Source organism: Lactiplantibacillus argentoratensis, from assembly GCF_037290055.1.
In the GTDB taxonomy this organism is placed as follows: Bacteria; Bacillota; Bacilli; order Lactobacillales; family Lactobacillaceae; genus Lactiplantibacillus; species Lactiplantibacillus plantarum.
Genome location: NZ_CP147647.1, coordinates 1929802 through 1948010, shown reverse-complemented (window position 1 = coordinate 1948010; position 18209 = coordinate 1929802). Strand labels below are relative to the sequence as shown.

At 47.3% G+C, this 18209-nt stretch carries 17 protein-coding genes, 1 other RNA gene and 1 other annotated feature (1 of these 19 running past the window's edge); of the genes, 11 read left to right on the top strand and 7 right to left on the bottom strand.

Annotation, left to right across the window (positions count from 1 at the left end; all coding sequences use genetic code 11):
* The first annotated feature begins 47 nt into the window (after window positions 1–47).
* A complete protein-coding gene (locus tag V7R88_RS09215) occupies window positions 48–1178 on the top strand; it encodes a serine hydrolase (protein ID WP_060599239.1) in 1131 nt (376 codons plus the stop codon).
* Window positions 1179–1272: 94 nt separating this feature from the next.
* On the opposite strand, the gene V7R88_RS09210 is transcribed toward V7R88_RS09215, so the two are convergent.
* On the bottom strand, window positions 1273–1755 hold the full coding sequence (locus V7R88_RS09210; protein ID WP_003644650.1) for a universal stress protein: 483 nt from the start codon (window positions 1753–1755) through the stop codon (window positions 1273–1275).
* A gap of 66 nt (window positions 1756–1821) precedes the next feature.
* Complete coding sequence (locus tag V7R88_RS09205; RefSeq protein ID WP_057717333.1) at window positions 1822–2106, bottom strand: hypothetical protein; 285 nt, start codon at window positions 2104–2106, stop codon at window positions 1822–1824.
* 441 nt (window positions 2107–2547) lie between these two features.
* Here V7R88_RS09205 and V7R88_RS09200 point away from each other — a divergent pair, with 441 nt between their 5' ends.
* Window positions 2548–3546 carry an IS30 family transposase gene (locus tag V7R88_RS09200; protein WP_016527164.1) on the top strand — a complete coding sequence of 333 codons (999 nt, stop codon included), beginning with the start codon at window positions 2548–2550 and terminating at the stop codon, window positions 3544–3546.
* Between the two features lie 57 nt (window positions 3547–3603).
* Here V7R88_RS09200 and ssrS read toward each other — a convergent pair.
* Both ssrS and V7R88_RS09190 read right to left on the bottom strand, forming a co-directional pair.
* Window positions 3604–3791: non-coding RNA, 6S RNA (gene ssrS, locus V7R88_RS09195), on the bottom strand.
* 60 nt (window positions 3792–3851) lie between these two features.
* The gene (locus V7R88_RS09190) at window positions 3852–5132 is read right to left on the bottom strand and encodes a replication-associated recombination protein A (protein ID WP_054398605.1); all 1281 of its coding nucleotides are present in this window, start codon (window positions 5130–5132) and stop codon (window positions 3852–3854) included.
* Window positions 5133–5241: 109 nt separating this feature from the next.
* On the opposite strand from V7R88_RS09190, the gene gshAB reads away from it, so the two are divergent.
* The 3 genes from gshAB (at window position 5242) to V7R88_RS09175 (ending at window position 8563) form a co-directional block, all read left to right on the top strand.
* Entirely contained in the window at window positions 5242–7497 is a 2256-nt protein-coding gene (gene gshAB / locus V7R88_RS09185; protein ID WP_060599029.1) for a bifunctional glutamate--cysteine ligase GshA/glutathione synthetase GshB, read from the top strand.
* A 158-nt stretch (window positions 7498–7655) separates the two neighbouring features.
* Window positions 7656–7931, top strand: coding sequence for an autorepressor SdpR family transcription factor (locus tag V7R88_RS09180; protein WP_054398602.1), 276 nt, complete (start codon window positions 7656–7658; stop codon window positions 7929–7931).
* A gap of 2 nt (window positions 7932–7933) precedes the next feature.
* Window positions 7934–8563 (top strand): DUF1648 domain-containing protein, encoded by a 630-nt coding sequence (locus tag V7R88_RS09175; protein WP_054398661.1) that lies wholly within the window; start codon window positions 7934–7936, stop codon window positions 8561–8563.
* 56 nt (window positions 8564–8619) lie between these two features.
* On the opposite strand, the gene V7R88_RS09170 is transcribed toward V7R88_RS09175, so the two are convergent.
* The gene (locus tag V7R88_RS09170; protein ID WP_054398600.1) at window positions 8620–9084 is read right to left on the bottom strand and encodes a YueI family protein; all 465 of its coding nucleotides are present in this window, start codon (window positions 9082–9084) and stop codon (window positions 8620–8622) included.
* Between the two features lie 132 nt (window positions 9085–9216).
* On the opposite strand from V7R88_RS09170, the gene V7R88_RS09165 reads away from it, so the two are divergent.
* The gene (locus tag V7R88_RS09165) at window positions 9217–9843 is read left to right on the top strand and encodes a DUF1054 domain-containing protein (RefSeq protein WP_054398598.1); all 627 of its coding nucleotides are present in this window, start codon (window positions 9217–9219) and stop codon (window positions 9841–9843) included.
* Between the two features lie 58 nt (window positions 9844–9901).
* On the opposite strand, the gene rpsD is transcribed toward V7R88_RS09165, so the two are convergent.
* The gene (gene rpsD / locus V7R88_RS09160; RefSeq protein WP_003641475.1) at window positions 9902–10510 is read right to left on the bottom strand and encodes a 30S ribosomal protein S4; all 609 of its coding nucleotides are present in this window, start codon (window positions 10508–10510) and stop codon (window positions 9902–9904) included.
* A 201-nt stretch (window positions 10511–10711) separates the two neighbouring features.
* Complete coding sequence (locus tag V7R88_RS09155) at window positions 10712–11173, bottom strand: GAF domain-containing protein (RefSeq protein WP_003641476.1); 462 nt, start codon at window positions 11171–11173, stop codon at window positions 10712–10714.
* 170 nt (window positions 11174–11343) lie between these two features.
* Between V7R88_RS09155 and ezrA the strand changes: the two genes are divergently transcribed.
* From ezrA to tpx, 5 genes are all read left to right on the top strand, one after another.
* Window positions 11344–13065, top strand: a complete 1722-nt coding sequence (gene ezrA / locus V7R88_RS09150) for a septation ring formation regulator EzrA (RefSeq protein WP_054398596.1) — start codon at window positions 11344–11346, stop codon at window positions 13063–13065.
* 300 nt (window positions 13066–13365) lie between these two features.
* On the top strand, window positions 13366–14520 hold the full coding sequence (locus V7R88_RS09145) for a cysteine desulfurase family protein (RefSeq protein ID WP_054398594.1): 1155 nt from the start codon (window positions 13366–13368) through the stop codon (window positions 14518–14520).
* A 17-nt stretch (window positions 14521–14537) separates the two neighbouring features.
* Window positions 14538–15755, top strand: coding sequence for a tRNA uracil 4-sulfurtransferase ThiI (gene thiI / locus V7R88_RS09140; RefSeq protein ID WP_054398591.1), 1218 nt, complete (start codon window positions 14538–14540; stop codon window positions 15753–15755).
* A 210-nt stretch (window positions 15756–15965) separates the two neighbouring features.
* Complete coding sequence (locus V7R88_RS09135; RefSeq protein ID WP_054398589.1) at window positions 15966–17210, top strand: glutamate--cysteine ligase; 1245 nt, start codon at window positions 15966–15968, stop codon at window positions 17208–17210.
* A 235-nt stretch (window positions 17211–17445) separates the two neighbouring features.
* The gene (tpx, locus tag V7R88_RS09130) at window positions 17446–17940 is read left to right on the top strand and encodes a thiol peroxidase (RefSeq protein WP_054398587.1); all 495 of its coding nucleotides are present in this window, start codon (window positions 17446–17448) and stop codon (window positions 17938–17940) included.
* Window positions 17941–17977: 37 nt separating this feature from the next.
* Window positions 17978–18209 (top strand) — a binding site (T-box leader); it runs 5 nt beyond the window's last position.

The following is an 18209-nucleotide window of genomic DNA, read 5'->3' as shown; positions in this document are numbered from 1 at the left end:
ACGGTACATCGTTGACTGTCCCATTTTTGATACCGGGGGGATGAAAGATGAGCTGTCAAAACTGTGGTTACCATAATCCGCCGCAGACCGTGACTTGCCTAAAATGTGGTCACCGGTTAGTGCAATCAAGTGGTGATGCTAATTTGCAAAGTCGGGTCCAACGACGTCGAAGACAATCACGGCGGACAGGTTTTTCAAGTCGATTCAGTCGGCGACCACTCCTTGGGGTCCTGGTGGCAGGACTACTATTGCTTGGCGGCGGCTATATCGTGGGGCGACTATTGTGGTCAGCCACGACACCGGCGACGGCCGAATCGTCAAGGAAAAGTTCGGCCCCTCAGTCAGCAGATAATGATTCAAGCGCCCAGCAGCCGGCTAAGTCGGCGTTTCCGGCCGCAACGGTCACTGACCTAATTGAGCAAGCAACGAACGGGTTAGCTGGACAAACTTCGGTGGCGGTAATGCCACTGGCTGGTAGCCAAAGCGTCGTCGTGAACAATCATGCGCAACGTGCAGGGAGTTTGATCACGCTTTTTATCATGGTCACCGCTTATGATCAGGTTCATCAAAACAACTGGCGCATGCAGGACCGCTATACCTTGCGTGCTGCCGATAAGGTCGGTGGGACCGGGACGTTACACACGCTACCAGCTGGCAGCCAGTTGACGTATGCTGAAATCACAAAACGTATGATTACGGAGAGTGATAATACGGCTGCTAATATCATGTTGGATCGTGTCGGTGGCTTCTCGGCGGTCAATACGGAAATTGCGCAGTTAGGTCTGACTGATACAAAAATGGCACGGCGGTTAATGGATACCGCCGCATTAAAGGCCGGGCATGATAACGATACCTCAGTTCGGGATGTGGCCACGGTGCTGAAACGATTGGCTAACCAGCGTTTGATTTCGAGCAAGGTCGATCACGCGATGTTAACGATTTTGAAGGCGAACACGGATCACAGTAAGTTGGTCAAAAATCTGCCAACGCGTGCGACCATCTATAACAAAACTGGGGACTATCAAGCCTATGGCGTCCAAAATGACGCGGCGATTGTTCGGAATCGTCAGGGGACCTTTATCATGACGATGATGGCTGCCAGTGGGGAGCGGACGGCGCAAACTAGTGCGATGAATGATCTTGGTCAGGTGCTGTACCGCGCAATCCTAGAGCAGTAAATGTTCTGACTGTGAAAATTAGCGACAAAAAATCGGCCAGTGAGGTGAGCAAATAACTTCACTGAGCCGATTTTTCTGGTACGTGTATTAAGCATTACTTTTTCTTTGGTTTAGGTGCCGGCTTGTTTTCTAAGTCAGTCCGGACAACGAGAACGTCACAAACGGCCATCCGAGTAACATATTCGGTGACTGACCCGATTAATAGGCGTTCAACCGCGTTTAGCCCGGTGGCACCGATCATGATTAAATCGATGCCCATGTCCTTAGGAACGTCACGGGCGATAATCGTCTTAGGCGCGCCATATTCAATCGAATAGTCCACGTTATCTAAGCCGTCCGCCTTAGCTTCTGCAACGTATTTGTCCAACGTCTTTTGGGCAGTATCGGTGACTTGTTCGACCATGGTCGTGTCAAAACTAGAGATGTTTTGAAAGGCACGGGTATCAACCACGTGGACCATGTGAACAGAGGCGTTAGGTCCGTTCCGTTTCGCGACGGCAACCGCCTTTTTAAATGCTAATTCCGCTTCATAAGAACCATCAACAGGAACTAAAATGTGTTGGTATTGTTGTAACATCATTCTCACCCCTCATTACTTTATAACTATATTGTAAAGGTTTTCGCAAAAAATAAAAAGCGTTTTCTACGAGATTTGCATGAAACTCACTAAAATTAGGGCAGTTGCCATCATAATGAGTGAACCACTAGCTAGTACGATGGCAATTAGCATGGTTGCTTGAACAAAGATCGTCACGAAACAGGCAATTGTGACTAGTAACATTAAGCTGCCACCGTAACGTGCGACGTGTTTGATTGTCGGCGCCTTGTTCGGGTCAAAAAAGAGAAATGGGCGCGACTGGTGGGTCAGCAGATAGTAACTGAGCCAGCCCGCAATGAGCGTGTATATGACGAGCAGTAGTGTAATCAAAATGAACCTCCAAACGGTGATGATGGTCTTATTTTAGTCGATTCTAGAAGAGAAGACAAATGCAATGCTAATAAATATCAGCGATTAGGATGTTGAGCGCGCGCAACGTCGATTTAGCGTAAAATAATTGCGAGACGCATCGGACTGGTTTCGCGAGACGCAGACCTGTGCAACGTGGCGAAGTGTCGTGAGACCGATTCAGCCAGAGAACCTAGTGGCCAGGATTAAGGACAGGTGTCTGCAGATAATCAGCTTTCCAGTTGATCGTGGTCACTTATTGGGGCTTGTGCGGTGTTGATAAAGTAGGGGGGCCAACTCGGGCGCTTTTTACGCCAGACGAATTTACAATTGAAGTGCAACAAATGATCAAAAAGAAGACTCACAGCCTGAGTCCTTGTAAAATATAGTCACCACAACTTACTTACAAGGAGGACTCAGACTATGAGCCTATATCATCATCTTACCTTAAATGACCGTGAATGCCTACTAGTTGGGCTAACTTTAAAACAGTCTTACCAGGCCATTGCCCAACGCATCGGTTGTTCTAAAGCGACTATTTCACGGGAAGTTAGCCGGAATGGTGGTCGTTCTAAATATTCCGCAGTTAATGCGCAACTAAATTATGAGCGTCAACGTTTGAAAAGTCGACGGCCACGGATCTTATCGCAAACTGATATCCGGGCATTTGTCATTAATTGTATCGTCCATCGTAAATGGTCCCCAGAACAAATCGCAGGACGGCTAAATTTTGAGCATAGTAACTGGAAAATCAGTTACAACACAATTTATCGTGGAATTGCTTTGAATAATCTTGGTGAAAAGCGTAAAAGTCATGGTGCCCGTGGATTCGCCCGCCAATTAAGACATCGAGGTAAAACGCGCAAAGTTAAGGGAACTATCAAGGAACGGCGTGGTCGTTTTAACGATGTACCTTCAATCCACGACCGCCCACTTTCGGCTGAAAATAGAACTCGGTTTGGTCACTGGGAAGGTGACACAGTGCGTGGTAAAACCGGACGTTCAGCGCTGGTGACGCTGGTAGACCGTAAATCACGGTATTTATTAGCGGAACGGGTAAGTAAAGTCGCAGCTAAACCCGTGGCACAAGCTATGATGGACTTATTAAATAGCGTCACACCGGAACGGGTAAAGACACTTACACCTGATCGTGGAACTGAGTTTGCCAATTATCAAGACGTCATTGACACTTTAGAAATACCGGTATTTTTTCCAGATCCACACGCACCACAACAACGTGGAACCAATGAAAATACTAACGGTTTAATTCGTGAATATTTCCCCAAAGGAACTGATTTGAACGATTTAAATGACCAAGAGATTATCGCATTCGTCACAGATTTAAATAACCGTCCACGCAAGGTCTTGGGATGGAAAAGTCCAAGTGAAGTTTTCTTCGGCAAAAAGTTGCGCTTGATTTGACAATTCGTCCATCAAAAAAGGCCAGGAACAAGTCCTGACCAACGGAAGTAAACTTCCGGAAAAACTAGTGGTGCCGTTAATCGCCCTTCAGTATTGACCCGCTTTAAGGCAGGTGGGACGTTCTGACTAATTCGCTAACTACCAAAGGATAAGGCATGTTATGGAATTAGCTAACGGACATCCCAAAGTAGTATTAATTGTTCGGCAACACTTTGTTTAGAGCAATGCGCACACCTTAGTAATTTCGACTCTTAGTCTAGCATATAAAAATAAAAGTTGCAATTATAAGCACAACCAAGGTGTTGCTAGCGGTTTCGTGCGTTAGCTTTTAATAATTTTTCGTATTGTTGCGCCAGGGCTGTTTCGTAGCGGCCATTTGTTTTGGGCTCGTAATACTTAGCTGATTTGATGGCATCTGGTAAATACTGTTGAGCGACCCAATCACCCGGGTGATCGTGTGGAAAATCGTATCCAACACCATGACCGAGTTTGGCAGCGCCTTGATAATGCGCATCCTTGATGTCGGCCGGAATATCACCGAAATGGCCGTCACGGACCGTTGTGAGCGCAGCATCAATGGCACTGATCCCTGAATTTGACTTTGGCGATAAGGCTAATTCGATCACAGCGTCAGCTAGCGGAATCCGTGCTTCAGGAAATCCCAATTGATCGGCAGCTTGAACAGCTGCGACGGTGTGGGCACACGCGGCTGGATTAGCTAATCCAATATCCTCATAGGCAATCACCATTAGCCGGCGCATAATACTCTTTAAATCCCCCGCTTCAACTAACCGGGCCAAATAATGCAGGGCGGCATTGGCATCAGAACCGCGAATGGACTTTTGAAATGCTGAGATCACGTCGTAGTGAGCATCACCATCTTTGTCCGCGGATAGGGCCTTTTTCTGCAAACATTCTTCAATCGTTTGCTGTGAAATGGCGATAGTACCGTCATCAGCGGGGGTCGAGGACAACACGGCCAATTCTAGCCCATTGAGGGCGCTACGCAAATCACCGTTGGTTGCAGTGCATAGATGGTGCATGGCCGCGGGGGCTAACTCAACGTGGTACTGACCAAGACCGTTTTGGTCATCAGTGAGCGCCCGTTCAACCGCGTGCTGAATATCATCAGCTGTGAGCGGAAAAACCTGAAAGATCTGCGTCCGACTGCGGATGGCCGGATTAATGCTAATATATGGATTTTCGGTCGTGGCACCAATCAAGATGATACGGCCACTTTCTAGGTGAGGTAATAAAAAATCTTGTTTCGTTTTATCCAACCGGTGAATTTCGTCTAGTAGGAGAATGACCGTCCCGCTCATTTTGGCTTCTTCAGCTACGATTTGGAGTTGCTTTTTGCTATCAGTGGCCGCGTTCAGCATGCGAAAAGCGTACTTGGTCGAACCGGCAATGGCACTCGCAATACTAGTCTTGCCAGTACCTGGTGGGCCGTATAGAATCATTGATGATAGTCGTTTGGCTTTGACCATCCGGGCGATGATCTTACCTGGGCCGACCAATTGTTGCTGGCCGACAACGTCTTCCAGCGTCTTTGGTCGCATCCGGTAGGCTAATGGTTGTTGCATCGTTTGAAATCCCTCCTTGCAAAACTAGTCCCAACTATTATAGCATTTACAATGAAGGACACCGAATAATCAGTTTAACAAACAGAATAATTACAAAGGATTGATCATTATGGAATTAGACGCCGTTGGTAAGGCAATTGTAAAGTATCACTTAGTCCCACTTGTTCATCAGACTAACTTAGGCTTAGAGGTCACCATGTACCGAGTGGACGCCCAGGGGCACTTAGCGACAACAGCGCACCCGCAAGCGTTTGGATCAGCTCAACAAAATCGACAGCTACGGCCAGGCTTTTCCGCGAGTGCTTTAAAGTTTAGTACGCCAGTGCGCCGCGACATTCCGGCATTGATGGCGTATCTGAAGGGCTTGAATACCGCTGCACGGCGGGCACTCGCTGCGGACGAACGACTTTGGCCACTGTCGAGTACGCCCGTGCTGCCAGCTGATCTAACGACCGTGCCACTGGCCGATGTTGATCAGGTCAGCTATCAGCATCGTCGCGATTTGGCCCGTAAGTATGACTTGCAGCGACTATTGACGACTGGTAGTCACGTGAATCTCAGCTTGAACGAAGCGTTATTCATCCGGTTATATGCTGAGGTCTTCCATCAGCAATATCATAGTTACGTTGATTTTCGCAACGCCATCTACTTGAAAGTTGCCCAGGGGCTGGTCCGGATGAACTGGTTGATCCAGTATTTATTTGGTGCTTCACCACGCCTAGCCGTTACGGATACTGAGCGTCGTCCGCAACGCAGTAGTGTGCAGCATCCCGATGGCCGCTACAATCAAGTAACGGGAGATTATACGTCGATTGATCGCTACGTCGCTAGATTGACGGCGGCCGTTCGTCAAAAGCAGCTGTTGTCGGTCAATGATTTTGATGGTCCCGTTCGGTTTCGCAGTAACGGTCAGCTAGCCACAATGGCCCGGCAAGGGGTCTATTATCTTGAATACCGGGGCTTGGACCTTGACCCAACTAGTCCAGTTGGGGTGGACGCCAACGCGGTAGCTTTTGTTCGTTTGTTGGCGAGTTATTTCGTCATGATGCCGGCGCTCCCAACTAAGATGGTCGCTCAGGTCAACGCGCAAGCAGACCAACTGACGCACCAAGTCTTGGCTGAAAATCCAACGACGGCTAGTGCTCAGGCAATACCGGCTGCTCAAGTGTTGGATGCACTTGCTGATTTCGTTAAAACTTATCACTTGCCAAACGAGGATGCCGTGTTACTCCGAACGTTGAAGTCGCGGGTCACTGATCCGAAGACGACGCTAAGCGCCAAAATTGCCATGCAAGCTGACCCGGTGGCATGGGCACTCAAAACGGCTGCCCATTATCAGGAATCGAGCAATGAACGGCCGTTTGAACTTGCAGGCTTTACTGCGCTAGATTTATCGAGCCAGCAACTAGCCCAGCAGGCCTTGACGCGGGGCGTGCAGGTGGACGTGGTTGATCCACACGCTAATATTTTGCGATTGACTAAGTTAGGGCGCTCGCAATTAGTTGTCAATGGTAGCGGAACGGATTTAAATCCACAGGCGCTAACGACTGTACTGACACATAAAGCAGCGGCCAAACAAATTCTCGCTGAGCACGGGGTTCCGGTGCCGGCTTCACAGACATATCATACAGCTAATCAGTTGATTGCTGATTACGATCGGTACGTTCAAGCCGGCGGAATCGTGTTGAAAGCTGCGGATGAAACGCATAAAGTCGTGGTTTTCCGGATTATGCCAGAACGCGACTTGTTCGAACAAGTTGTTCGGCAACTATTCGAGCAAACGTCCGCGGTGATGGCTGAAGAAGTGGTAGTCGCCTCAAGTTATCGATTCTTGGTCATCGATGGTCGGGTGCAAGCAATCGTCGAACGAATTCCTGCCAACATCGTTGGTGATGGTCGTTCAACGGTCAAGACGTTACTTGATCGCAAAAATGAGCGGGCATTGCGCGGGACCGCTTTTAAGTGGCCGCAATCAGCGCTTCAGTTAGGAACAATCGAACGGTATCGCCTGGATTCATATCACTTGACCTTAGATTCTGTGGTCAGCCGGGGCACCCAGATCTTGTTGCGGGAAGACGCCACTTTTGGTAACGGGGCGGACGTGCTAGACGCGACGGCCGACATGCATCAATCCTACGTTAAGGCGGTGGAAAAGTTGGTTGCAGACTTGCACTTAGCGGTCGCGGGGGTCGACGTCATGATTCCCAATTTATACGCAGAATTAGTTCCAGAGCATCCGGAAATGGCGGTATACTTGGGTATTCACGCAGCACCATACTTGTATCCGCACTTGTTCCCAATGTTTGGCACTACCCAACCAGTGGCGGGGCAGTTGTTGGATGCATTGTTTAAAGGGGAAGACTAAAAAAACGCTGGTTTTGGCCAGCGTTTTTTATTTGCGTATGAGTAAAGTGCTGGATTCTTATATTTCGAATTTCATCTAAATACCTCTTGTTGAAGTGCAACTTACCTGCTATAATCTATTTAGATATATATCGAAATAGCTGATGGGAGGGTGCCCGCATGGCGTTGAATACGACTTTTAAAGCCATTGCTGATCCCGTCCGCCGGCAGATTTTGGAAGATTTACGCCAGAATCGGCAATCGGCTGGCGAGATTGCAGCTCATTTTAAGTTAAGCAAGGCAACGGTTTCTTATCACCTCAAGCTTTTGAAGGAAGCCGGCTTGGTTACGGTAACTAAGGAAAAGAATTATGTGTACTATGAGTTAAATGCTAGTGTGTTTGAGGAAATGTTGACGTGGCTATATCGCTTCAGTTCACAGCAGGGGGATGAATAATGATGACAAAACGAAATCTTCAATTGTGGTTGAGTTACATTGTCATTCTGTTACCAATCGGCTACGGTATTGTGAATTACGCCGCGTTGCCTGCCAAAATGGCCATTCATTTTAATTTGGATAATCAACCGAATGGGATGGCTACCAAAGCGCTAGTGGTTGTTGGCTTTCCAATCATGATGATGGTGTTTCAGCTGATTTGTGTGGGTGTGACCCGGTTGAACGCCAATCATAAGGGACCGGCGCCACGGTTTGAACAGATGATGATTTGGATCGTGCCCGTGCTATCAGGCGTGATCTATGCAACAACCATCAGTTATAACTTAGGCCATCACTGGGATATTTGGCGCATCGCCGTCAGTTTGATTGCCTTTATTTTTATGGCGATTGGAAATTATTTGCCGACAATCAGTGCCAATCAGTACGCGCAGATTCACCGGGGTGGTCATCCGATTCGACCAATGATTTGGCGGCGGGTCCGTTATTGGCTAGGCTATACGTTGGTTGGTGGTGGCGTATTGCTATTACTGAGCATCGTCACGACCGTCTGGGTTTCGGTCGGTCTCATGGGAATCATTGTTGTGGGGCTATTGATCCTGAGTTTTTATGGTACCCTGGCTCGTCATCATTAGTGCAGTTCAACGTAACAAAGGTCCTCATCCGTACGTGGATGAGGACCTTCGTTGTATTAAAGTAATTTTTTGAATTTATCTAGCAGTCCGGGCGTCTTTTCCGCCTTGGGTGTTGCTGGCGATGACTGCGATGGGTAGCGCTGCGCCACGTCAATAACGTCTTGGTTAATGGCAGTTGCGGCAGTGAAGACGAGCGCGTAATTATCATCAGCAGTATGGTAGATGTCATCCGTCTTAATGGTAAATTTGATATTGGCCTGACTAGCCGCCTTGATGTATGGGCCAATCAATTCCTGGTCTAGATTACCGTTAATGTATAATTGATCATCCGGATGGGTCGTAAATGCTTGGTTAAGTGCGTCGACGTAATTGGCCTGCTTAATTTGGGCAACGGTCACTGCGACTTCGACGCGTTCCCGAAAGGTCCCCAGGTACTTGCGCTGTTCGTCGGGATGCAACTTTGGCGTCCCGTGCATGGCCGTTTCGATGCGGTCAACTGGTTGTTTGTCTGTTTCAGCCATTGTCTAACATCCTTTCCTTGATAGTAATTATCATTGTAGCATGTTCCTTCAATAATAGCGAAGGGAAGGGGGCTAGCGTTGCGTTAGTGAATGCGGTATGGTTAATCTAAATTAGTTTTGGGGATGATAGACGTGTTTACAAATCAAGATTTTGACATTTTTAATGACCAGACGTTAGCGGGGCGCATGCATCTGATCAAAACGGTGATTGATCCTAAGTTCGAACAGCTTGCACCCACGATTATAGCGAATTTACAAACACCCGGCGAGCCGCCGTTTTATGCGCACGTTGCCAAACATTTGCGGCGCTTTAAGAATCCACCGGTAGACACATGGGTCGCTTTTAGTCAGAACAAACGGAGTTATAAAGCCTGGCCGCACTTTGAATTGGGACTATGGCCAGATCGTTTATTTATTTATTTTGATATTCTAGATGAGTGTAAACCGGCCGTGCAGGCACAGATGCAACTCGCAGATTTGGCGCCCCGGTTACTGGCCTTGCCGACGGGATTTGTTATCAGCAACAATCATGGGGTGCCGACCACGGAATCCGCTACACCAGCCAATATTACGCAGGCTATCAAGAAATTCGATCAGTATAAACACAGTGAATTGGTCGTGGGCCGTGCAGTCGGAGTGAACGATCCGTTATTTGAAGATGCCGACGCGCTGAACCAATTGATCATCACAACGTTCAAACAGTTACTACCAATCTATCAACCGGTCATGGCGGCTGTGAGTGCTGCGCATGAGGACTAAGGTTAACTGAAAATACAAAAAAACCGCCGCAAGTGCGACGGTTTTTAAATACCGGAAATTAAAGTTTGTTGTAGTATTCAACGATTAATGATTCGTCGATATCTGCTTCAAGTTCTTCACGTTCTGGTAAACGAGTTAATGAGCCTTCAAGCTTATCAGCATCGAATTGAACGAAGTTAGGGCGTGCAACAACGGCTTCAACAGCACCGGTGATAACAGCTAACTTCTTGGACTTTTCACGAACTGAGACAACTTGGCCAACACTAACTTCGTATGAAGGGATGTCAACACGCTTGCCATCAACAGTGATGTGACCATGGTTTACTAATTGACGAGCTTGGCGACGAGTTGTAGCTAAGCCTAAACGGTAAACCATGTTATCCAAACGACGTTCAAGTAAGATCATGAAGTTAACACCATGCTTACCTTCGCGAATCTTACCAGCTTTGATGAATAAGTTAGCGAATTGACGTTCAGTTAAACCGTACATCATCCGTAACTTTTGCTTTTCACGTAATTGTGTACCGTATTCAGAAAGCTTACCGCGACGACCTTGGCCATGATCACCAGGTGCGTAAGGGCGACGAGCTAATTCTTTACCAGTACCTGAAAGGGACATTCCCAAACGACGGGAAATTTTCCAACTTGGACCTGTATAACGAGACATAAAATGTTTCCTCCAATAATTTTAGTTGGAGTAAAATAATCCGATGTAAGTTCGATATTCGTTCAGATTGGACTGCAGATTTCACCATTGCAGCCGCAGGTTACTAACTGACCAAAATATTGGCACCAATCTGTTGACGAGCTTACCCACTCACTGCTGCATTATTTTACACAAAGAGTAGCATAACACGTTTAATGCTGATTAGTCAATGTGTGACGTGAGGATTGCCACGAATTCAGTTAATTCGGCTTCGTTATCGGCATTGAACCGATCTAATGATGGCGAATCGACATCGAGTACGCCGATTTGGTGACCGTCCTTGGTGATGGGCACCACGATTTCTGAGTTGCTGGCACTGTCACACGCAATGTGCCCGGGAAATTGATGGACATCAGCTACCCGTTGGTTTGTTTGCGTTTCAAAGGCAGTTCCGACGACACCGGCCCCAACCTTGATGTGCATGCAAGCGACTTTACCCTGGAAGGGGCCTAAGTCGAGCTCGCCAGTTTGTTCGTTAAATAAGTAAAAGCCGGCCCAGTTAAGGTTGTCATAAGTACTGTTGAGGAGGGCGCTTGCATTCGCTAAGTTCGCGACCAGATTCGTTTCTTGAAAAAGTAGGGCGTCGAGTTGTTGGTTCATAAGTGATGTTTCCGTGGTAGCCATGTAAAAATCCTCCTTGAATGTTAACAAATTGTTACTGTCCGTTAGTTACGTCTATGTTATAATTTAAGATAGATTTTAATTGGATTTTCAGAAAAAAGCAAGGTTACGGTTCTCAACAGGGTGAGGCGCAACGCAATTAAAACGGAATAAATAATGTAAGGGGTATTCGTATGCAAGTAGCAATCGGCATTGTGGTGGTTGCGATTGTCATCTACGCGGCGGTCAAAGGCTTTCAATTTTATATCGACAAGCAAGTCCGTCAATTGACGGAACGGCAACAGGCGCTCGTCAAGCAATCGCAGACCACAGATTTCGAAAAAATTGAACAACTCGGACTAACGGGCGGATCGTTAGCGAAGTTGGAAGCGTTGCAGAGCGCTGGTCAAGAAGTTGATAATGATCAGTTACCCGCCGTTAGTGAGCAATTAACGGCCATTACTTCGCAGGCGCGGGGCATCAGATTTCTCGATGCTCAGCAGAACCTGAAAAAAGTTGCGGCGACATTAGATACGATTGAACAACAACAGTCAGAAATTCGTCAGGGCTTGCAGGCCTTGGATGATGCGGATGCCGCGCACCGCCAAGCAGTGGCAAGTTTAGAGAAAAAGTACCAAAACTTACGGAAGACGTTATTGTCCCAAAACTTTTCGTTTGGTCCAAGTATTGACAAGTTGGAGGATCAATTGGCCAACTTAGAAAGTGACTTCGATCATTTTTCTGAATTAGCTAAGGCCGGCGATCATGACGCTGCTGAAAAAGTGCTAGATCAGTTGCATCACGATACCGGGACGCTTGAAATGGACATTGACCGAATTCCACCAATCTATAAGGATCTTGTGAGTGGGTTCCCTGATCAGCTGGCCGAATTGGCAAGTGGTTATCAACAATTGACGGCGCAACATTTTCACTTTGAAGTCGAGTCGATTGAACCTGAAATTAAGGCGTTACAAAAGGCAATCGATGATAATACGGCGTTACTGGGTGATTTAAAAGTTACGGATGCTGAAAACGGTAATCATGCAATTGAGAAGCGAATCGACCACTTGTATGACGTGATGCAAGTTGAAATCGATGCGAAGGCTGTCGTTGACGAACGCCAAGAAGAAATTAGCAAGTTCTTGACTCACGCCATGAATCAGAATCACCGCTTACAAATTGAGTTGGATCGATTAGCACAGAGCTATACGTTGAATAATGGCGAAGTCGAACGGACGCGTGAACTGAACGAACAATTGAAGAATATCGAAGCTGTTTATCAGGCGGACGTCACGGCCATTACTAGTAAGCAAGCTGTCTTTAGTGAGATTGCCGCCCATTTTGCCGAACAAGATGAGCAGTTAAAAGGCATTGAAGAAGAACAGGTTGCAATCAACAAAGGTGTGGCGAGTTTGACCGCTGAGGAATCTAAAGCTCACGAGACGTTGCAACGGTTCGACTTTGAGATTCACGCAATCAAGCGCCAGGTTGAAAACTTGAATTTGCCGGGTCTACCGAAGGACTACTTGGACTATTTCAAAGTGGTTGCCAAGGAGATCGAACGGCTTGACCATGATATTAATAAGCTCGTGATCAATATGGATGACATCACGAAACAATTGATTGTCATTCAAGCGGACATGGCGACCTTGAAGGAGAAGACCAGTGATTTAACGGATGCTGCGGTTATGGCGGAACAGCTCTTGCAATACGCCAACCGTTACAAGACGAATCATGAAGAGGTTCAGGAAGCTAGCGTCGAAGCACAACGGTTGTTTACTGAAACGCACGACTACGCACGGAGTTTAGAAGTGATTGCGACAGCAGTCGATAAAGTCGATCCGGGATCCTATAAACGAATTGAGGACAGCTATTATGCGAATAAACAAGCAGAAAAGACGACTGACGAGGCTTAATGACAATTAAGTCTGCGTCAACACGCCAAACTTAGCGAATTGAAAATAACCAGCCGGTGGTGATTGTTAAATGACAACCGCCACCGGCTGGTTTTTGATTGGTATCAGGATGCCAGTGATCGTGAGCGCACGGAACTGGAAATGAGCACTGAAAACAAGTTTGGGCCGCAATAGTCGGGTAGTTAATCCTTAATTTGAAACAAAAAACCTTGTTTCACTAGTAATATTTGGTATAATTGCAAAGAATTCTTATCGAAAGTAAGTGCAATGCACACTTTCTTGGAAAGAGAAGGCGTAGTAATGATTTATTTTGACAATAGTGCGACGACGCAAGCTGCTCCGGCCGTGTTGGAGACGTATACAACGGTTTCCCAGAAAATCTGGGGGAATCCATCCAGTTTGCATAACTTTGGTGAAACGGCCTTTCATTTGTTGGAACAGTCGCGCCAACAAATTGCTGACTTGCTCGGTGTGCAAGCGCATGAAATCTTCTTCACGTCTGGTGGGACGGAAGGTGACAATTGGGTTTTAAAGGGGACGGCGATTGAAAAGCGGTCCTTTGGGAAACACCTAATTACCACGGCGGTAGAACATCCGGCAATTCATAATTCGATGGAACAGTTGAAGGAACTCGGTTATGAAGTGACTTACTTACCAGTCGATCAGGAAGGCCGCATCAACGTGGCGGACTTGAAAGCGGCAATTCGGCCTGATACGATCTTAGTGTCAACGATGGCGGTCAATAATGAAATCGGTACGATTCAACCCTTACTTGAAGTGGCTGAACTACTGAAACAATATCCGAAAATTCATTTTCATATCGATGCGGTCCAAGGAATTGGTAAAGGGATCCAGAGCATGATCATGAATGACCGGGTAGACTTTGTGACCTTCTCAGGGCACAAGTTTCATGCGACTCGCGGCGTGGGCTTTATTTACGCGCGTAATGGTCGCAAGTTGGCGCCATTAATGAATGGTGGCGGTCAGGAAAGTAATTGGCGTTCGGGAACTGAAAACTTACCGGCAATTGCTGGTATGGCGAAGGCCTTGCGATTGTTGCTGACAGATGAAGATGATAAGGTGGCTCGTGAACGGGCTATTAAACAGCGAATTTACGAGCACATCAAGTCATTTCCTAAAGTGACAATCTTTAGCCAGCCAACGACGGGGTTCGCCCCCCACATTCTGTGTTTTACGATCAACGGCGTGCGGGGTGAGACCATTGTCCACGCGTTTGAAGATCAGGGCATTTATATCTCAACAACGAGTGCCTGCTCATCGAAGAAGCACTTGGCTTCTAGTACTTTAATGGCGATGCACGTGCAAGAAAACATCGCGACGAGTGCGGTGCGGGTCAGTCTCGATGAGAATAATACGCTGGCAGAAGCTGACCAGTTTATTAAAGTCTTTGATCAGCTTTATCAAAAATTCTCAAAAATTAATGCAGACGCATAACGGAAAGGAACTTGTTCATGCAGTACACTGAAATCATGGTGCGTTACGGTGAACTATCGACCAAGGGTAAAAACCGGCGGAATTTTATTGATAGTTTGGGCCGTAACGTACGTAAAGCGTTGCACGACTTTCCAGAACTAAAGGTCCACGCGAACCGTGACCGGATGCACATCATGTTAAATGGTGAGGATGCCGACAAAGTCATGGGCCGCTTGAAGCTTGTTTTTGGGATTCAAAACTTCTCACCTAGTATTCGCGTCGATGCCGACATGGATGCCGTCTATGAAACGGCGATTGCGATGGTTAAAGCCCAGTTTAAGCCGGGAATGACTTTCAAAATCAACACTCGGCGTTCCGACCATCACTTTGAATACGATACAAATCAAATCAATGACATGCTTGGTGGGCAAATCTTAGACCACGTTGACGGGATTCAAGTTAAGATGAAGAATCCAGACATCGTGTTACGGGTTGAAGTTCGGTTAAACGGCATCTTTTTATCATCAGAAACGATTCAAGGTGCCGGGGGACTACCCGTCGGCACTGCTGGCAAAGGGATGCTGATGTTGTCTGGTGGGATCGATTCACCAGTGGCGGGCTACCTTGGCATGAAGCGTGGCGTTGATATGGAAATGGTCCATTTCTTCAGTCCGCCATACACGAGTGAACAAGCGTTAGCAAAGGCTAAGCAGTTAGCATCAACGCTAGCCAGTTACTCCGGTAGCGTGAAGTTTATTCAGATTCCATTCACTGAGATTCAGGAAGAAATCAAGGAAAAAGTCCCTGAAGGGTATCTTATGACCGTTCAACGGCGTCTGATGATGCGGTTGATGGACGCCATCACGCGTCAACGGAATGGTAAAGCCATCTTTAATGGTGAATCATTAGGGCAAGTGGCTTCACAGACGATGGATAGCATGATCGCCATCAATGACGTGACGACGTTGCCTGTTCTGCGGCCGGTGATTTCCATGGACAAGACGGAAATCATTAAGATTGCTGAAGAGATTGATACCTATGACTTGTCAATCATGCCATTCGAAGACTGCTGTACGATTTTTGCACCGCCAGCACCCAAGACGCATCCGAAGTTAGACCGTTCCCGGGCTTACGAAGAACGGATCGACGTCGAAGGATTAATGGCGCGTGCTTTAGCGGGCGTTAAAATGACTGAGATCAAGCCAGGTGAAAATTACTTGAATACACAAGAAGACGTTTTTGCTGAACTACTTTAGGTCAAAAATGAGTGATAGTATCACGTCGAAAAACGAGTTCCCGGTCATTCTGGGGACTCGTTTTTTGATGCTGTTCAATGGTGTATCCAGCTCCTGGTACGTGGGAGCCCAGCTCGTAGTGATAAGCCAGCTAAATAATAGGTCATAATTGGCGAACCAAGACCCGGACTATGCTACGATAAATTCAGATTGAATCAACGAGGTGAGTGGATGGAGTGGCAACGATTATTAACGAAGAATGCAGCGCTGATTGATGCTCAGGCGATTCAGATTGGCCTGGAACGTGAAGGCCAACGGGTAACGTCGACCGGTCGCTTGGCAGAGACAGCGTTATCACCAACACTCATCAGCAAGTTGCCCGGCCTACAACGGGACTTTGCGGAGACACAGCTGGAGTTAGTCACTCCGCCACAAGTGGGTTCGCAGGCCGTTTTACGGGCATTGACACTGCTCACACAACAAGTTCGGCAAGGCTTAAGCCCTGAACTGATTTGGCCGCTAAGCATGCCGCCCAGATTGCCGCAAAATGAACAAGATATTCCAATCGCTAAGTTGGATACGAATGCCGTCGCTTACCGCCAACAACTTGCCCGCCGCTATGGCCGGCGTCGTCAAATGTTGTCAGGTCTTCATTGCAATATCAGCATCACTACCAGACTCATGAAGGGCTTGTACGACGCCCAGACGGACTGTCATGAGTTCACTACTTTTAAAAATCGCTGTTATTTGCACATCGCGCAGAACTACTTGCACTATCGCTGGTTACTGACATATTTGTACGGCTGTTCACCGCAGTGTTGGCCACAATCCGGCTTAACGGCACCGTCCCGGCCAGTCCGAAGCTTACGCAACAGTGCTCATGGATATACCAATCTGCCGGGCGTAACAGTTTCGTACGCTTCACTAGGCCGCTATTGCCAAACACTGCGAGCGGCCGTCGATAGTGGTCAATTGAGCGCGACCAAGGAATTTTACGGTCAGGTTCGATTGCGTCATGCCGGTGGTCATTCACACTTACGCCAGGATGGGATTCAATACTTGGAATTACGTAACTTAGATTTGAATCCATGGGCCGCTGCGGGCATCAATCTGTCCCAACTGACCTGCCTAACGTGGTTTGTCCTACTGATGCTCTGGTTGCCAGTACCAGCTAGTGTGGATAGTTGGGTTGAGGCAGGGCAGCGCGCCAACGAACAAGTTGCTATCGAAGCCCCCATGCAAGTGCCCCGGCAGCTAACTGAAGGCAAACAACTAGCTGAGGCGCTACAAACTATGGCCACCAGCTTACGTCAACCATCCGCCTCACAAGTTGCCCAATATATCTTAACTAGTCTACACGACCCGGCCAACACATTCGCCGCGCGCTGGGAACAACAAACAAATGGCTCGCTCGAACGGGCAACACAACTCGCTCTCCAGCTGGCGACGACACCACAATTTGATGCTTTAACATAGTACACACGTGTTGAGGTGTCACGGAGGTCGGGGTAGGACATACCCAGCTGATGAACAAGGAACCAACTCATGCGCACGTTTGAACCATGATTAACACTAAATCAGGCGCCATGTGTAAAGAATGATAATTTGTGAGACGATTATTTGCGCGGAAACTGAAATTGCGTTAAATTTGAGCTATACTAGTACTACCACAAATATTAGAAAACCATTAGTTATCGAAGGGGTGTTTTACGTGCAAGTATTATTTCATGATCAAGCGTTAGACTTAGTCGGTGAACCGTTACAAGATGGTGACCAGTTACCGAAGTTCAAAGTGTTCACTACCCATGATGAGAAGATTAAGACTAAGGACTTATTAGGCAAGCCCGTCCTGTTAAGTGTGATGCCAGATATTGATACGCGAGTTTGTTCTATTCAAACGAAGAAGTTCAATCAACAGGCTGATAAGTACCCCCACGTTCAATTTCTAGCCATTTCTAATAACGCGGTTGCCGACCAAGCCGGCTGGTGCGCTAAGGAAGGCGTTAAGAACTTAACGGTGGCTTCTGATGAAGAATTATCCTTTGGTTACGCCACGAATCTCTACTTGCCTAACAACGGAACGTTGACCCGGGCAATTTATGTCGCGGACGCAACTGGTAAAATCGTGTATCATGAAATCGTGCCAGATGTTAGCCATGAACCAAATTACGTTGCGGCACTGGATGCCTTAAAACAATTCGAATAAGGATTGACGGCACTCAGGAAATTCATTACAATAGTGACAACCAGCAATGAGCAAGAGAGTAGCGATAAACAACGTCAACAGAGAGAGCGTGAACAGTGAAACACGCTTGGCGGTTTTAGCGTGAATGTAGCTTGCGAGCTGCTATTCTGAACTGTTTTAGTAGGAATAGCCGGACGGGATACACCGTTCGTTAACAACGATGTTTAAGCTGTAAAGCGATCACTTGTGATGGCTTTAAAATTAGGTGGTACCGCGAAGTCCATTCGTCC

What these genes read in the sequence shown, in the direction of transcription:
- V7R88_RS09215 (WP_060599239.1), top strand. Translation starts at nt 48, where the DNA reads ATGAGCTGTCAAAACTGTGGTTACCATAATCCGCCGCAGACCGTGACT.
- V7R88_RS09210 (WP_003644650.1), bottom strand. Translation starts at nt 1,755, where the DNA reads ATGTTACAACAATACCAACACATTTTAGTTCCTGTTGATGGTTCTTAT.
- V7R88_RS09200 (WP_016527164.1), top strand. Translation starts at nt 2,548, where the DNA reads ATGAGCCTATATCATCATCTTACCTTAAATGACCGTGAATGCCTACTA.
- V7R88_RS09190 (WP_054398605.1), bottom strand. Translation starts at nt 5,132, where the DNA reads ATGCAACAACCATTAGCCTACCGGATGCGACCAAAGACGCTGGAAGAC.
- gshAB (WP_060599029.1), top strand. Translation starts at nt 5,242, where the DNA reads ATGGAATTAGACGCCGTTGGTAAGGCAATTGTAAAGTATCACTTAGTC.
- V7R88_RS09180 (WP_054398602.1), top strand. Translation starts at nt 7,656, where the DNA reads ATGGCGTTGAATACGACTTTTAAAGCCATTGCTGATCCCGTCCGCCGG.
- V7R88_RS09175 (WP_054398661.1), top strand. Translation starts at nt 7,934, where the DNA reads ATGACAAAACGAAATCTTCAATTGTGGTTGAGTTACATTGTCATTCTG.
- V7R88_RS09170 (WP_054398600.1), bottom strand. Translation starts at nt 9,084, where the DNA reads ATGGCTGAAACAGACAAACAACCAGTTGACCGCATCGAAACGGCCATG.
- rpsD (WP_003641475.1), bottom strand. Translation starts at nt 10,510, where the DNA reads ATGTCTCGTTATACAGGTCCAAGTTGGAAAATTTCCCGTCGTTTGGGA.
- V7R88_RS09155 (WP_003641476.1), bottom strand. Translation starts at nt 11,173, where the DNA reads ATGGCTACCACGGAAACATCACTTATGAACCAACAACTCGACGCCCTA.
- ezrA (WP_054398596.1), top strand. Translation starts at nt 11,344, where the DNA reads ATGCAAGTAGCAATCGGCATTGTGGTGGTTGCGATTGTCATCTACGCG.
- V7R88_RS09145 (WP_054398594.1), top strand. Translation starts at nt 13,366, where the DNA reads ATGATTTATTTTGACAATAGTGCGACGACGCAAGCTGCTCCGGCCGTG.
- thiI (WP_054398591.1), top strand. Translation starts at nt 14,538, where the DNA reads ATGCAGTACACTGAAATCATGGTGCGTTACGGTGAACTATCGACCAAG.
- V7R88_RS09135 (WP_054398589.1), top strand. Translation starts at nt 15,966, where the DNA reads ATGGAGTGGCAACGATTATTAACGAAGAATGCAGCGCTGATTGATGCT.